This window comes from Providencia rettgeri (assembly GCF_001874625.1).
Classification (GTDB): domain Bacteria; phylum Pseudomonadota; class Gammaproteobacteria; order Enterobacterales; family Enterobacteriaceae; genus Providencia; species Providencia huashanensis.
Genome location: NZ_CP017671.1, coordinates 2,177,598 through 2,192,733, shown reverse-complemented (window position 1 = coordinate 2,192,733; position 15,136 = coordinate 2,177,598). Strand labels below are relative to the sequence as shown.

Here is a 15,136-nt window from a genome sequence, read left to right as displayed (position 1 = left end):
TCACCAAAGCTTTAAATGGGCGTGCCATTAACATTTCCATTCAGGGGTCAATATGTTTGGACTAAGTGCGTTGGAACTCGCCCGTATTCAATTTGCGTTTACGGTCTCGTTCCATATTATTTTTCCCGCCATTACGATTGGGCTAGCGAGTTACCTCGCTGTGCTTCAAGGTTTATGGCTTAAAACTCGTGATGAAGACTATATAAAGCTGTTCCATTTTTGGTCAAAAGTTTTTGCGGTTAATTTCGGAATGGGTGTCGTTTCTGGGTTGGTAATGGCTTATCAATTTGGGACTAACTGGAGCTTCTTCTCTGATTTTGCAGGCGGTATTACTGGGCCATTACTAACTTATGAAGTCCTCACTGCATTTTTCTTAGAAGCGGGTTTCCTTGGTGTAATGCTGTTTGGTATGAACCGTGTGGGTGAAAAACTTCACTTTTTTGCGACTTGCATGGTCGCACTCGGAACCATTATCTCAACATTCTGGATCTTAGCATCTAACAGCTTCATGCAAACGCCACAAGGCTTTGAAATCATTGATGGTCGTATTGTACCCGTTGACTGGTTGGCCGTTATTTTCAATCCATCCTTCCCTTATCGCCTACTGCACATGACAACCGCAGCATTCCTTGCGGCAGCTTTCTTTGTCGGTGCTTCTGCTGCATGGCACCTACTAAAAGGTAACAAGTCCAGTGCCATGAAAAAGATGTTTTCCATGTCACTGTGGCTAATTTTGGTATTAGCCCCCGTTCAAGCTTTGATTGGTGATGCACACGGCTTAAATACATTGAAGCATCAACCAGTTAAAGTTGCTGCAATGGAGGGCCATTGGGAAAACAAACCCGGTGAAGCGACGCCACTTATTTTATTTGGTATCCCCAACCAAGAAAAAGAAAAAACGGAATACGCTATCGAAATCCCTTATCTGGCAAGTTTAATTTTAACACACAGCATTGATAAACAAGTGCCAGCGTTAAAAGAATATGCACCAGAAGATAGGCCAAATGTGTTTATGGTGTTTTGGTCATTCCGCGTCATGGTCGGGCTAGGCTTGTTAATGATAGTTGCTGGCGTGTGGGGGCTATGGCTGCGTTATCGTAAAAACCTTTACGAGTCAAAAGCATTTTTACGTTTTATTTTCTTCATGGCACCTTCTGGTTTAATCGCTATTCTTGCAGGGTGGTTTACCACAGAAATAGGCCGCCAACCATGGGTTGTCTATGGGTTACAGCGAACCGCTGATGCTGTTAGTGCACACGGTGAAATGCACATGAGTATTAGCCTAATCGCTTTCTTTGTCGTCTATGGCAGTGTATTCGGTATCGGTTACATGTACATGATGAAATTAATTCGTAAAGGTATCGCGGAGGACGCAACTCATGGGCATTGATTTACCTCTCATTTGGTTTGTCATCATTGTATTTAGTATGTTGATGTATATCGTAATGGATGGCTTCGATTTAGGTATAGGGATCTTGTATCCAGCCCTGAAAGATAGCCAAGACCGCGATTTGATGATGAATAGCGTTGCCCCCGTATGGGATGGCAATGAAACTTGGCTGGTTTTAGGTGGTGCCGCCTTATTTGGTGCATTCCCACTCGCCTATGCAATTGTATTAGATGCTCTTTCTATCCCTTTAACCTTCATGTTATTAGCGTTGATTTTCCGAGGTGTTGCTTTTGAGTTCCGCTTTAGAGCAGACGAATCGCATCGTCGACATTGGGATCATGCCTTTATTTGGGGGTCTATTTTCGCCACATTTGTACAGGGTGTGGTTGTCGGGGCATTTATTCAAGGCTTCCATGTTGAAAACCGCGTTTACATGGGGGGCTATTTTGATTGGTTTGCGCCGTTCCCACTATTTTGTGGTTTTGGCTTAGTCGTGGCATATGCGTTGCTCGCTTGTGGCTGGTTAATCATGAAAACTGAAGGCCACCTACGCCGTACCATGTATCGTATCCTGCGCCCATTAACCTTACTGATGTTAGCTGTTATTGCAATCATTAGCTTATGGACACCAATGTTAAATGAAGCTGTGTTTGACCGTTGGTTCTCACTCCCTAACCTATTCTTCTTTTTACCTGTTCCATTACTAGTATTAGGCTGCACTTGGTTGATCTTAAAGAGTGCTAAACGCCAGCAACATGATAGCGTGCCATTCTTGGCGGCACTTTTACTGATTTTCCTTGGTTTTACTGGCCTAGGGATCAGTATTTGGCCAACGCTCATTCCGCCAGTAATTAGCTTCCGTGAAGCCGCTGGTCCACCGGAAAGCTTGGGCTTTATGCTCGTTGGTGCATTATTCATTATTCCCGTTATTTTGGTTTATACCTATTGGAGTTACTATGTCTTCAGAGGAAAAATTACCCCAGACCAAGGCTACCACTGATAACGTGATAGCCTCACCTTGGTGGAAAAAACTTGGTTGGATGGCGGTCATTTGGCTAGGGAGTGTATTCGCGTTATTCGCATTCTCTTATCTATTTAAGTTAATGATGACCGCCGCCGGAATGAAAGTGAAGTAGTTAACCTATTGAATGCCGTATAGTTTATATACGGCATATTTTATAAATACGCTGAGTGCATTCAGTGAGTCGAAAGAGTTCATTGCCTAAACGTTACAACGTAACAAAGTACCTTTTTACATATTCAGTCAATTTTTCATGCCTTCAAATGTATTCTTACGACCATACTATACCGCTTTATTTTACTGATTTATCGATTAACCCCTGCTGAATAGTCATCCCATCGCTATTCCTTAAGTGACGGCTATCAGTACAGATCAATCACTCAATTGACTACCGGTTAATAAAACACAAAAATCCTCCCCACAATCATAGACTATGTATTGCAACTTTTCGGCATATTCATGATAATGATAATAATTACCATATAATAAAATTATCATTAACATAGGAGATTGTCCGTGGCTACCGAACAACCCGTTGAAAAAAATATCTACCGCCCGGCTCCACCACAGCTTATCCAAGTTAAATCGATTAGGGATGTCAGCCCTTCTATCCGTTGCATTACCTTCACCGGAGAAAAACTCAGTGCTTATCCTACAGGTTGTGAAGGTGGGCATCTGAAAATTTTTCTCGCTCCTGATTTAAAAAGCCAGCCAGCATTACCTGTATTAACAGAAAAAGGTCGTAGTTGGCCAGAAAATGAGCCCCACCCATTTGTGAGAACCTATAGTGTGCGTGCTATTCGACCTGAAATAAAAGAAATTGATATTGAATTTGCAATGCATGATGGCGTGACAGGCCCCGCTTATCTTTTCGCTCGGGATGCAAAGCCGGGTAATTGGATGGGGATCACCAATCCTGGTGGTCCAGACCCACTCTTACCTATTAGAAAACACTATTTTATGGCTGGGGATTCTAGCTCATTACCAGCCATTGCCGCATTACTAGAAAAAATGCCTAAAGATGCACAAGGTAAAGTTGTTTTACGGTTAGATAGCCAAGAAGATATTCGTGAATTAGAAAAACCACAACATGTTGAAATTATTTGGATTTGTGGTGATATCACTAAAACGGATGCGTTAATCTCTACTTTTAAATCATGGGACATTCCAACCAGTGATACTGCTTTTTGGATTGCCGGAGAAGACCAAATAATTCGTGATTTACGCCGTTTTATTCGTCGTGAAAAGGGTTTTGGCCGTGAAGATATTTATGCTATCCCATACTGGCGTCATGGCTATGATGAAGAAGGTTACCATCATGAACGCCACGCCGTAATGGATAACCCAGACGATTAAAACCCCCTCTACTCGCTTATTAGCCCTAATAAGCGAGTTTATCTACCCCACCAAACTGTCATTCACAAACGCCACCATTTTATTGCATCGCTTAAAAATGACGTTAAAACACTTTTCATTGCCATTAATGTTATGTTATAACATACCCATCATTTTCTTATCCACTCGATAAAATAGGGAAAATTATTGTGTACAAAATGGCAATTCTAAAAGCGAGCTTATGCACTGTTCTTGCTGTAACCAGCTTTACTGCAACTTCTCATGGTTCACACAGTCACGCTCATCCCCAATCAGAAAAAGCACTTCAAGCTTCCAAAGGGGTTTTTGATGATGCTGATGTCAAAAATAGGTCACTGAGTGATTGGCAAGGTATTTGGGTATCCGTCAACCCATTATTATTAAATGGAAAACTTGATGAAGTGCTCGAAAATAAAGCGAAAAAAAATAAAGATAAAACCGTTGAAGAGTACCGAGAGTATTATAAAAAAGGCTATGCAACGGATGTTGATAGCATCGGTATTGAAAATGACATTATCGAATTTACCCAAAATGGTGTCGTAAATAGCTGCCACTACACATATTCTGGTTATAAAATACTGAATTACGTTTCGGGGAAAAAAGGTGTTCGCTATTTATTTGAGTGCCAAGACGCAAACTCGAAAGCACCAAAATATATTCAATTTAGCGACCATATCATTGAGCCGCAAACCTCGGGCCACTTCCATTTATATATGGGTAATGATTCGCAAGAAAAATTATTAGGGCAACTAGAAAATTGGCCAACCTACTACCCTTATACTTTAACCGATGAACAAATTGTACACGAAATGTTATATCACTAATCAACCGCTTTCAGATTAAACAAGATGCCCCGTAATTAACCACGGGGCATCAGCAATAATGACGATATTAATGGTTATAAGCCAACAATGCCTTATGACACAATTGTGACCGAACACAATCTTCAATCGTGAAATTCACCATTGAGACCATTTCATCACTACTAAAACGTTGTAATGCATCTGCCAACCCTGATGGCACATTCTCAGGTAAATCACATTGTGTGACGTCACCATTAACAATTACCGTCACATTCTCACCTAATCGGGTTAAAAACATCTTCATTTGTGTGACTGTGACATTCTGCGCTTCGTCTAAAATTACAATCGCATTTTCAAAGGTTCTACCACGCATATAGGCAAATGGCGCTATTTCCACCTTAGCAATTTCAGGACGTAAACAATATTGTAAAAAAGAGGCTCCTAACCTTTTCAGCAAAACGTCATAGACAGGACGAAAGTAAGGTGCAAATTTTTCCGACATATCCCCCGGTAAGAAACCGAGATCTTCCTCCGCTTGAAGAACAGGTCTTGTCACAATAATCTTATTGATATCTTTATGAATTAACGCGTCCGCAGCAAGTGCAGTACTTATGTAGGTTTTCCCACACCCCGCTTCACCATTAGCAAAAATTAATTGCTTATGCTTAATGGAATTAATATAGAGCTTTTGAGCGTCATTTCTTGGCAAGATAGGAGATTCATCACGACGTTCTTTTGCCATACCAATAGGCTCAATGCCTGTAAATTCAGCAAAAGACGCAACATTATTCATATCAAACCGACCAGAACGGTCTTTACGTGATGAACGTTTCATTTCACGACGTGCCTTTGTTGCAGCTTTCTGTCTACTCATAGTATTAACCCTTCCAGGTATCAGTGATGTCAATTCAAATGACGGACTATTCAAAACAGAGAGGAGCTCCCTTCAAGCTCATAGTTAATGGTGGAACTTGTGCTTGGCGATATAATTTCATTTCAGAAAAGTCACCAATAAAAAAACCGGTTACCAATCTCACCATGACAGTTCCATGATGGAGTGGTAACCGGTTTTGCATACACCTAAATAAACAATTATTTCCCATTAGTTTCTCCTGTGACAGCGATACCTTTAAACTAATGAATCTGTATGACATTAATATGACAAACTGCAACATTTTTTGAAACCCGATGAGCTCATGTTTTTGCTACAGTTTTTTATTTACATTAAATATAGCGTTATTTTTTTTCGAAAAGCAACATTTTTCTAACATTTTTTAATGGTTTTGTGATAAAAAAACATTTGGTGTCATAGCTAAAAAATAAAATAAGCTAATCAAATAATTACCTAGTTAGGTGAAATAAACATATCGTCAACGTGGTTTACAATTTCCCGCTAATATAAAACCAGCTGCTTTAGCCTCGGCCTCTGTTGCAAACATTTTAGCATTTTTATCTGCGGTGGTTTTAAAGCCTGAACAGTGTGAAAAATGGTATTTTTTTGAGTTAATGTTGCCTTTGATTTCATAGGATTCAGGTCTATTTGTCACTCGTTGCTGATTGTGACTATAAGTGGATGATGACGGTTGTGAAACACGCAACCCTTCCCCTGTATTTTTATGATTTAAACGCCATTTTTTTTCCCCTGTCACAAATGGATTATGATGCCCCATGACTTTTGCTATTCGCTCATCTCGTTGCATTTCCCACTGACTAGGCGGATATTTTTCATCCCAAGCCATTAATAATTGTTGCTGTTGGCGTGACATCGATAAATTATAACGGTCATGCATATAAAAATAGACACGAGCAACTTGGCCTTTGACTTCATTACGGGGCTCAAACACCCTCTGTGCAAAGTCTACACGGCTCTGGCACATTCCATACGGATAAGCTACATCATTGCCCAATTGCCCAAAACGGTAATTGCTTCGGTCACCATTAACTTCCCCTATGGATGGAGCCAAATTATGCAAATCAGCCTCCATCATCCCAAATACTGGGTCAGTTGAAACACAATTTTTTCTGCCGCCTTTTTGCCAACATTGTCGTTGATGCCCAAAGACCCACGCCGGAACAATATGCTCCCATTCAATTCGTTGAGCACGTGTTTGCTGTTTACGCACTTGGTAGCCGCAGGAGGCTAAATCAACTTGTCCACCGCTTTTGCCAGACCATTCCCACTGACAACCACAATATAGTGTCCCTTCGCCCTGTTTATTTTGGTCTTTATACACCTGATTTTTACTGAGAACTTTAGCTTCTGTAAACGAATTTGGTGATGAAAATGCAGGAATGGAAAAAAGAATAATTATAAAAGGAATAAAACGTTTAACGTATTTAAATACACTGGATTGTTTCAAAATAGCACCGATGACTAGAATAGCAGCAAAAAATAAGAATAAGGTGATAGGATTAACGCTAACACCTTAAAGTATATAAGAAAATATACATCTATTCTAATCAAATAAAAACACAAATGGTATCAGGAGTCACTCAATTTTATCTATTAAAACCATGATGAGAATTTATGCAAAGTTAGTAGAAACTGTTACTTTTAATTTATCATTAAACACTCGGCCTTTTGCGGTAAAGCCATAAGCCAGGTAACGAGATACCAATAGATAATGCCCCAACGATAAAAGATGCTTTGAGAAAATTAGTGACTAAAACCTCAATTAACTCAGGGTTATAACCAAATTGAGAGATTTTCACGACCGAAATCATCGCAATATAAGCACTAATTCCCGGAAACATCGGTATCACCGCAGCGACAGTAAAAACCTTAGGGTGTGCTAACCACCAGCGAGACCACTGAATACCAATCACCCCAACGAGTATAGCGGATACAAAACTGGCCCATTCTATTTGTAAACCAAATTCAATTAATACAATTCTAGAGCCATAACCAATCGCGCCTAATAATGCACAATATTTTAATGCTCTAGCAGGAACATTAAATACCATAGCAAAACCTACCGCAGGGATTGCAGCTAACGCCATCTTTTCAGCTAATTCAAGTAGAAAACTTATGCCCATTCTCTTAAATCCCATATTGTCATAGCAACTACCACACCAATACATGTCGCTAATGTCAGCAAACTTGCCATGGTCCAACGTGCAACCCCTGTATTGACATGCCCTTTGAACATATCAGCAACCGCATTGATCAACGGAAAACCAGGCACTAACAGCAATACGCTTGCTGCCATCGAGATGGTTTCTGTAACCGCCAAATATGGGATCTTCAACAATAGGCCTGAAACGGAGGTGGCAACAAACGCAGTCATACAGAAATTAATCAACGGGTTCATTTGGTGAGACGTTAAGACTTGGCGAATATACATCGCACATCCACTGGCTATAAATGTAATCAATGCACTTTCCCAGCCCCCGCCATTTAAGGTACTAAAACAAGCACAAGATAATGCCACCATGAATACCATTAACCATCGGGGGTAACGTAACGGTTTAATTAACGACAGTTTTTTCTGCAATTGTTTACTGTCTAATAAATGATGCTCTACAAGGATCACCGCATGTTGAACCTCAGTAACAACATGCATGTTAATCCCACGATCAATAATACGACGAGTGGATGTTAAACAACGCCCATCAATAATTGTGGTCAATACCAGTGAATTCGATGAAATTGCACTATCAACCTGACTTGCCCCAAGAGCAATACCAACACGTGTCGTAAGTTGTTCAACTAACATACTTTCGGCACCATGCTGTAAGAGAAGTAAACCACACTCGATACACAGCCTGGTTATTTCTCTCTGCTTATTAATTGATTCATTCTCGCTGACGTTTTGCTCTGTTGCACACCCTACCATCTCGTCCCCCTAATGACATCCATTCAGATATCGACTTAAACATGTTAACCTCTAAAATATCATAGAGCTAAACATACGTTGAATTTATGATCTCTTTCAGGTAAAAGCGCGAATAAGGTGACTTGATTCAAACTATTTTGGTAAAATTGATAACATTATTTTGTTGTTGAGTAAAAAGGGGAAGATTAATCATTTATGAATAACCCATTAGTGGCTAAAACCCCAAAAGGGAAACGCCGTAATCAAGCATTAATCACTGCCGCTGCTGATATTTTTCTTCAGTATGGTTTTGAAGGGGCGACTTTGGATATGATTATTGAGCGGGCGGGTGGTTCTCGTTCTACCCTGTACAAAAACTTTGGTGATAAAGAAGGGTTATTTGCAGCCGTGGTTGCCGCTATGATAGATGACATCTTTATTGAGCCAAATGAAAAAGCTCCAAAACTTGATACCATTGAAATGGTTTTATCATTTTACGGTTCCCGCTTTCTCTTGAATGTCCTTAAGCCACAATCCATTGGTTTATATCGGCTAATTCTTGGCGAATATAACCGATTCCCCGAAATCAGTCAGGCCTTTTTTGAACAAGGCCCTGTAAAAAGCTACCGTTCACTCACACAAAAACTCAGTCAATTACCTGATGTTAAAGTGGATGAAACAACACTCCTAAGTATTTCTTCCCGTTTCCTAGAAATGTTAAAAGCGGATGTATTCATTACAACTTTTTGTGTCGCTGATTTCAAACCTAGCGATGAATTTATTGAACAACAAATCACCCTTTCTGTTGATATCATTGCCAGCTATATACGCAAAATAAGTTCCACTGCAATATAACTAAATTAAAGCTAACTCAGCTTGCTCTTTGGCTGTTTTAACATCAACGGCTAACAAAACTTCAGGACCATACAATTCTGATAACATAGGTGCCATACGTTCTTTTTCTTCTTTATCGCTGCCATCTGGTTGCAACGTCACAACCATGGCACGGCAATGTTGTTCCATAGGTTCTTTTGCATATTTTAGCCAACGGCGTACATATTTCATCCCTTCCATATCTTCCCTCGATGGTTTTTCTTGCACGGCAATTGGCGGATAAACCAACACAAATTGCTCTCTTCTCGCTAATAGTAAATCCATTTCCTCTACCCATAAGCGTGTTTCATCCATTGATGTAGGAAAGGTATTCATTACACAGACAGGCCAGTTCTCTGTGCTGACCATAATTTTATTTGCCATAGTTATTCTCTCATACCAATAAAGTGTACTTGAATGTACACTTTTTCACTGCACTAAGTCAAGAATGATTATCATTTCTATTTTGCAAAATATGCTATAACGCCAAGTTATGGAAAGGAATAGTCTTAATATGTATGTAATTTTTATATCTTAAAAACATTAGCAACCTTTGAGTGGTGCGTTTTTTTATATGGAATGTTATCCTGATTATATTATGACTTTTAAAAGCGAAATTATGATGAAAAGAACTCTTCCGTTAATCTGTGGTCTATTTGTGGCTCTAACCGCTTTTAATGCAAGTGCAGGGCCAACATGTGATACCTATTTTAAAGAAATGAATGATCTGGTTAAACAAGCAGAAGAACAATACAAAGACGAAGCTAATGCGGGAGAGCAAATTGCCTTAATGAAATCCCAATTAGAAGAGGCGAAAAAGGCATTAGCAAGCTACCCCGATGATGCCCAAGAGCAAGCCTGTAGCCAAGCCCTTAAAGCTATTGAACAAGCGAAAGAAGCGGTCAAAACGAAGTAGTTTCGTTCATATATATCACCTAAAAAAATACAGCCTAGAATTAGGCTGTATTTTTATTCTTACTTGCATTTCTTTCTAGCGAACAACAAGTACTGATATTTTAGCGTAAGAAACAATACCTGAAGCATTAGAACCTAATAAATGGGTTGAAATACTCGGATTACGAGAACCTATTACAATTAAATCAGCATTAATACTTTCAGCTTCTGATAACACTTTATCTCTTGGTGAACCAAATTCAACCTTATAAGTGATTTTGTCTGAAGGGTAATCAATTTTTTCAATAATTTCTTTTAATTGCTCTTCAGAACGTTCTACTGCTTTTTTAGCGAAAGAAGACAGTAAATCATAATGATAACTATAGCTCATAGAGAACCTTGAAACATCAGGTACTGAGTGAAATAAGTGAATTGTCGCATTAGTCATTTTAGCCAAGTAAACAGCATGTTTTAATGCGTTATCTGTTAGTACATCTTCAGATATATCCACGGGAACCAAAATTGTCTTATACATATGATGCCCTCTTTAATTGTGTTTATCCTCTTTTAAACCGTATTTTAGTTAGTTTTTACGATTTAATCGTTAGGAAGTGCGGGTGAATATTTACTATTTCATCGATAAAAGTATAGTATTTCTATTGTAAAAAAGCTGTGAACTTCCCTAACATTACGACAAAAAATAGACCTATTCTTCTAAATGCCATTTATGCAAAATACGATGAATAAAGGGTGTTACAATCAAGCCAATACTGATAATAAAAACACTTTGTAGAAATAAACCATAAATAGCAATAAAAAAGCGACCAGCACGCGTAATCGGTGCAGGCTCTATTGGTTGCCCACTTAGCATTGATAATGCATTTAGCATTGACTCAATCAGTGAGTGACCTTCTATACAATAGAAACCGATAATACCGGGCAATAACCCGAGGAAAAACACCAAAAGCGATAACAAATAAAAACGCAAAACTCGAAGCAAGAAATACTCAATACGTAATAATTCTTTTGAAAATTTTTCCATAGGGATTCAAAAATTCCTTACTATAAATAAAATAGATTCTATACTTTACCCACTAAATTTATAACTAAAGAAATCCTATTTAGAAAGAACCTACATTTATAGGTAGGTTCTTATCTGTAAATTAACGAACAACAAGCACTGAAGTTTCTGCGTAACGAACAATACCCGCAGCTGTAGAGCCTAAAAGATGAGTCGTGATATTCGGGCGGCGTGAACCAATGACAATAATATCAGCATTGATATCCTTTGCAGTATTAATCACTTCATCACGAGGGGAACCAAATGTAATGGTGTAGCTAACATGATCATGAGGTAGATCTATAGAATCCATTAGCATTTTCATATCCTCTTCTGCTTTAACTGTTGCACGGTCTTTTATTTCCATGTAACCCAAAGCATAGGCATTAATAATTGCAGATGATATAGGCAAAACGTGAATAAGATGAATGTTAGCACCCGATTGTTTTGCAAGATTGACAGCATGACGAACCGCTTTACTGGTTAATTCATCTTCAGTTAAATCAATAGGGACCAGAATCGTTTTATACATAACCCCTCCACAAAATAGTTAAAATTAAGATTTACCATAAAATTATAAACAATTAGCTAAGAATGTCTCTCATTCACAAAGATAAATGAGATCTCTAGCGATAATTTAAAACTATTCTCTTAACCAAGGTGTAACTGTTAATCCAATAAGAATACCTTCAGGACTTAACAAACGAGTTACCGTTTGTCCCCAAGGCTCAATTTGATTAGAGACTAATAATTTATAGCCATGTTCGAGGCAAGTTTGAGTGATTTTATCAATATCTGAAACTTCAAATTCCATCCAACTTTGGGGGATAGGAATTTCAACTGGCCATTGTCGTTCTTTAAAACAAGACAATGCTGCTTGCTCAATCGGCCAAAGTGCAAAATGTTTAGTTCCATTGAGAGCATCTTGCTCACAAGTCAAATACTGACTCCCCTCTTCTATTGGTTTTAAGGGCAGTTTTAGTACATCCAAATAAAAATGCTGACTCATTGGGTGATCAACAACAATGGGGCCAAAACCCGCAATAAATAACACCTCTGAACTATTTGTTAAGTTTAGCATATGGGGATCTCACTATCATGGCTGCTGAAATAAAAAAATGATAATCGACTTTATATTTAACTCTAACTATTTAATTAAGTATTCGCCATTTGCTTTGATTCTAAAATCATTTTTTCAACCAGCCTTTGAGCCATAATCGCCTGCTCACCACTGATCAATGGTTGAGACTGGTTTGAAACCGAGTCAATAAAGTGACGAATTGCCCCATCGAAACCACGTTGTAGTAAGGTTGAATCCCAACTTCCGGGATTTGCCTCATGAATACCAGTGCCGTCTTCACTTCGCCAATGATTCATATTGGTTATTTGGTGTATGCTATCTTCTGCCACAGCAATCAATTTCTCTTGTTGGCTCCCAGCTTTTCGATGCATAGATGTCGTTAGCCAACATAGCCCTGCTTGTATATGGTGTTCCGCGTAAAAAAGTTCACCTTGTGATGTTGCTTGAATATTTCCACTGATTAATTTCGCCTCTGAGTCAGCCCCCGCCATCCAAATTACGGTGTCGACCACATGCAAGTAATCATCTAATAATGTGAACCTAACATCTTTTGGTCCAACACTGTTCGTACGATGTTTTTCCATACGAAGTGAAGAAATATTTTGTAAGTCATATTTTAAAGCCATGTAGAAAGGTGAAAACCGGCGATTAAAACCAACCATTAACCCTTTCTGTCGAAGGTCTGCTAATTCAATTAATTGCTCAGACTGTTCAATCTGCTCAGTTAATGGTTTATCGACATAAACATGCACATTTAAATCTAATAACCTTTTTATGACCTCATAGTGGCTTGCAGTAGCACTATGTACAAAAACCGCATCACACTGCTGAGCGAGAGAATCAAGACGACTAAATAGCTCTATTCGATATCTGTCACAAACTAATCTGGCTTTCGATTGATTCGGCGAAAATGCGCCTATTAATTCCCAATTATCTTCCTTGGTTAAGATGGGTAAGTACGCCTTTTGCGCAATTGAGCCTAAACCTACGACACCAATTTTTAGTTTTCTCATACTGAATACACTCTTTAGTCGATTATCTAGGCTGAAATAATCGCATTAAACGATTTTTTTTAAATAAAATTATTAGTAAAAATACAAAAAAACAGCTTAATTAGCATTAACTAATTGTTTTTCATGCATAAATAAAATAAATCAGTAGAAATAAAGAATGAGTAGCAATACAAAAAAAGGGGTTGATTTATTAAATGAGAATGGTTATCTTTTACCTCGTGAATACTTGAGTAAATTACTCAAGTTTATCACAAACGACATTGCTCACATTGCTTCCAGTTTAGCAGGCCAACTTAATACGTTGGCCTTTTTTTTGCTTGTAAAACAATGCGCTATTTTTTAAAGATAGCGTTACTGAAGCTCCACGATTTCAAATGGCCAACATAAACTAAGCGCTGAGTTGGCATAAACGTTGGCACATCCCCTGTACGCATATGTAATATATCTGCTGGGGTTATCCATGATGAATTTCCTTCAAATAAAGGAATACCTGCATATTTGTATGCATCAATAACGAACTGAGAACAAAAGAAACCATTTGCTTGGTCTACGTCATCACCTAACTGGACTTTAGCTAACGTCTGTAGACAAAAATTGCGTATTGTTTCACCAATTAATGGTAGTTCACATATTCTTTTTGTCACCATCCAAGGGGCTATCATCACAATACCTTTATAATTATATTTACGCCCATCATTACGCATCGAAAATTCACGTAATTTATCTGCGTGTAGTGATGTAAGACCCGACTGTCGCAATACCACCATATTATTCGAATCCCTTACGGCTTGGTTCAATGAAATAACTCTCACACCACTGCCAACAGATTCAGCAACCTCACCAAGTCCCAAATAAATAGATGCATGACTTACACCACTAATACTAAATAGCCTAATTCCCCACGAGTTTAACCCTGTCGCTGAAGACAAAAGAATATCGCCAGGCAACATGTCGGAAACAGCAAGTGGTTCAACGGAATCTTTAATAGGAATAGTATTGGCATGTTGGATACTGAATTTTAAACGATTTGTTTTTTCATCTGATTTAAATTGAGTAGAACACCCTGTTAAAAACATATAACACAAAAACAACAACCAACAGTAAGATTTCATCCAAAAGCGCCTAATCGTAATCATTATTTTTCATTTTATACAATGGATGGAATCTTAACGTTTAATTATATTTCTGACTACAATTATTGTTATAAAAAATTATATTCAGCTAAATATGATTAATTTATTTCGTATTAAAAATAGGATAAGAAATGAGTTTTTTATTAAAAACTAAGTGAAGAGTGTTATTTTAACCCCCTAGAGGGTACTAGAGGGTTAAAAATAATAATTAACCGACTACATATTCAGGGTAAAAAACGGTAATTGAATGATATGTTTTCTTTTCTGTTGCTTTGTTTTTTTGGACTGCTACAGCAATATTATCTTTAGAACCAATAGACACTCGAATATTCTTCTTAGAACGGCTCAATTTGTAAGGCATACCTAATAAACGACGTGCGCTATTATTACTAACCATTATCGACTCCTTAAACTACTAAATTAAAATTCATTAAAAAAATGAATATCAACAAATATAGTCATCGTTGACCACAAAGGTTTTTTTTGTTTTGTATCAATAACAAAACCAACTACAACTCAATTAGTATACCATTAATATAAATATATATAATCCAGTTATTCTTATTAGTTTACACCCGTAACTACAACTGGGTTTTATTTCAATCACCGTAGGTGGGGTTATCGCAATAACTATAAAAATACAATTGCATAACATAACTATCTATGTTATTTGAATATT

General features: G+C 38.0%; 21 protein-coding genes. 8 read left to right on the top strand and 13 right to left on the bottom strand.

What is annotated here, in order from left to right; genetic code table 11:
* Nucleotides 1–52: 52 nt before the first annotated feature.
* The 5 genes from RB151_RS10120 to zinT all read left to right on the top strand — a co-directional run bounded on the left by RB151_RS10120 (nucleotide 53) and on the right by zinT (nucleotide 4,609).
* Nucleotides 53–1,390, top strand: a complete 1,338-nt coding sequence (locus tag RB151_RS10120; RefSeq protein ID WP_042843965.1) for a cytochrome ubiquinol oxidase subunit I — start codon at nucleotides 53–55, stop codon at nucleotides 1,388–1,390.
* Nucleotides 1,380–2,390: a cytochrome d ubiquinol oxidase subunit II gene (gene cydB, locus RB151_RS10115; RefSeq protein WP_042843966.1), complete on the top strand. Its 1,011-nt coding sequence runs from the start codon at nucleotides 1,380–1,382 to the stop codon at nucleotides 2,388–2,390. The genes RB151_RS10120 and cydB overlap by 11 nt, the downstream gene beginning before the upstream one ends.
* On the top strand, nucleotides 2,347–2,526 hold the full coding sequence (locus RB151_RS10110) for a DUF2474 domain-containing protein (protein WP_048607056.1): 180 nt from the start codon (nucleotides 2,347–2,349) through the stop codon (nucleotides 2,524–2,526). The genes cydB and RB151_RS10110 overlap by 44 nt, the downstream gene beginning before the upstream one ends.
* Nucleotides 2,527–2,927: 401 nt before the next feature.
* The gene (locus RB151_RS10105) at nucleotides 2,928–3,767 is read left to right on the top strand and encodes a siderophore-interacting protein (protein ID WP_071548033.1); all 840 of its coding nucleotides are present in this window, start codon (nucleotides 2,928–2,930) and stop codon (nucleotides 3,765–3,767) included.
* Between the two features lie 197 nt (nucleotides 3,768–3,964).
* Nucleotides 3,965–4,609: a metal-binding protein ZinT gene (gene zinT / locus RB151_RS10100; protein ID WP_042843968.1), complete on the top strand. Its 645-nt coding sequence runs from the start codon at nucleotides 3,965–3,967 to the stop codon at nucleotides 4,607–4,609.
* Nucleotides 4,610–4,676: 67 nt separating this feature from the next.
* On the opposite strand, the gene phoH is transcribed toward zinT, so the two are convergent.
* The 5 genes from phoH to RB151_RS10075 form a co-directional block, all read right to left on the bottom strand.
* Nucleotides 4,677–5,462, bottom strand: a complete 786-nt coding sequence (gene phoH, locus RB151_RS10095) for a phosphate starvation-inducible protein PhoH (protein ID WP_042843969.1) — start codon at nucleotides 5,460–5,462, stop codon at nucleotides 4,677–4,679.
* Nucleotides 5,463–5,508: 46 nt separating this feature from the next.
* Complete coding sequence (locus tag RB151_RS10090; RefSeq protein ID WP_042843970.1) at nucleotides 5,509–5,691, bottom strand: hypothetical protein; 183 nt, start codon at nucleotides 5,689–5,691, stop codon at nucleotides 5,509–5,511.
* 267 nt (nucleotides 5,692–5,958) lie between these two features.
* Nucleotides 5,959–6,909: an endonuclease gene (locus tag RB151_RS10085; RefSeq protein WP_164975511.1), complete on the bottom strand. Its 951-nt coding sequence runs from the start codon at nucleotides 6,907–6,909 to the stop codon at nucleotides 5,959–5,961.
* Between the two features lie 244 nt (nucleotides 6,910–7,153).
* Nucleotides 7,154–7,624: a threonine/serine exporter gene (locus tag RB151_RS10080; protein ID WP_042843971.1), complete on the bottom strand. Its 471-nt coding sequence runs from the start codon at nucleotides 7,622–7,624 to the stop codon at nucleotides 7,154–7,156.
* A complete protein-coding gene (locus RB151_RS10075) occupies nucleotides 7,615–8,424 on the bottom strand; it encodes a threonine/serine ThrE exporter family protein (RefSeq protein WP_042843972.1) in 810 nt (269 codons plus the stop codon). The genes RB151_RS10080 and RB151_RS10075 overlap by 10 nt, the downstream gene beginning before the upstream one ends.
* Before the next feature lie 195 nt (nucleotides 8,425–8,619).
* Here RB151_RS10075 and RB151_RS10070 point away from each other — a divergent pair, with 195 nt between their 5' ends.
* Nucleotides 8,620–9,258: a TetR/AcrR family transcriptional regulator gene (locus tag RB151_RS10070; protein WP_042843973.1), complete on the top strand. Its 639-nt coding sequence runs from the start codon at nucleotides 8,620–8,622 to the stop codon at nucleotides 9,256–9,258.
* Here the strand turns inward: RB151_RS10070 and RB151_RS10065 are convergent, their stop codons facing one another.
* Nucleotides 9,259–9,660: a hypothetical protein gene (locus RB151_RS10065; protein ID WP_048607047.1), complete on the bottom strand. Its 402-nt coding sequence runs from the start codon at nucleotides 9,658–9,660 to the stop codon at nucleotides 9,259–9,261. It abuts the gene before it with no gap.
* Between the two features lie 238 nt (nucleotides 9,661–9,898).
* Between RB151_RS10065 and RB151_RS10060 the strand changes: the two genes are divergently transcribed.
* A complete protein-coding gene (locus RB151_RS10060) occupies nucleotides 9,899–10,192 on the top strand; it encodes a DUF5339 domain-containing protein (protein ID WP_042844358.1) in 294 nt (97 codons plus the stop codon).
* Between the two features lie 75 nt (nucleotides 10,193–10,267).
* Here RB151_RS10060 and RB151_RS10055 read toward each other — a convergent pair whose 3' ends face one another.
* From RB151_RS10055 to RB151_RS10035, 5 genes are all read right to left on the bottom strand, one after another.
* The gene (locus RB151_RS10055) at nucleotides 10,268–10,705 is read right to left on the bottom strand and encodes a universal stress protein (protein ID WP_042843975.1); all 438 of its coding nucleotides are present in this window, start codon (nucleotides 10,703–10,705) and stop codon (nucleotides 10,268–10,270) included.
* A gap of 171 nt (nucleotides 10,706–10,876) precedes the next feature.
* Nucleotides 10,877–11,212 (bottom strand): hypothetical protein, encoded by a 336-nt coding sequence (locus tag RB151_RS10050; protein WP_042843976.1) that lies wholly within the window; start codon nucleotides 11,210–11,212, stop codon nucleotides 10,877–10,879.
* Between the two features lie 121 nt (nucleotides 11,213–11,333).
* Entirely contained in the window at nucleotides 11,334–11,762 is a 429-nt protein-coding gene (locus tag RB151_RS10045) for a universal stress protein (RefSeq protein WP_042843978.1), read from the bottom strand.
* A gap of 111 nt (nucleotides 11,763–11,873) precedes the next feature.
* Complete coding sequence (locus RB151_RS10040; RefSeq protein ID WP_042843980.1) at nucleotides 11,874–12,311, bottom strand: glyoxalase/bleomycin resistance/dioxygenase family protein; 438 nt, start codon at nucleotides 12,309–12,311, stop codon at nucleotides 11,874–11,876.
* A gap of 74 nt (nucleotides 12,312–12,385) precedes the next feature.
* A complete protein-coding gene (locus tag RB151_RS10035) occupies nucleotides 12,386–13,324 on the bottom strand; it encodes a Gfo/Idh/MocA family protein (protein WP_042843981.1) in 939 nt (312 codons plus the stop codon).
* A gap of 157 nt (nucleotides 13,325–13,481) precedes the next feature.
* On the opposite strand from RB151_RS10035, the gene RB151_RS10030 reads away from it, so the two are divergent.
* Nucleotides 13,482–13,667 (top strand): hypothetical protein, encoded by a 186-nt coding sequence (locus RB151_RS10030; protein WP_042843982.1) that lies wholly within the window; start codon nucleotides 13,482–13,484, stop codon nucleotides 13,665–13,667.
* Here RB151_RS10030 and RB151_RS10025 read toward each other — a convergent pair.
* Entirely contained in the window at nucleotides 13,657–14,436 is a 780-nt protein-coding gene (locus RB151_RS10025; protein ID WP_042843984.1) for a YaeF family permuted papain-like enzyme, read from the bottom strand. The two genes, RB151_RS10030 and RB151_RS10025, sit on opposite strands and share 11 nt — an antisense overlap.
* 229 nt (nucleotides 14,437–14,665) lie before the next feature.
* Nucleotides 14,666–14,854: a stationary-phase-induced ribosome-associated protein gene (gene sra, locus RB151_RS10020; RefSeq protein ID WP_048607043.1), complete on the bottom strand. Its 189-nt coding sequence runs from the start codon at nucleotides 14,852–14,854 to the stop codon at nucleotides 14,666–14,668.
* Nucleotides 14,855–15,136: the final 282 nt, after the last annotated feature.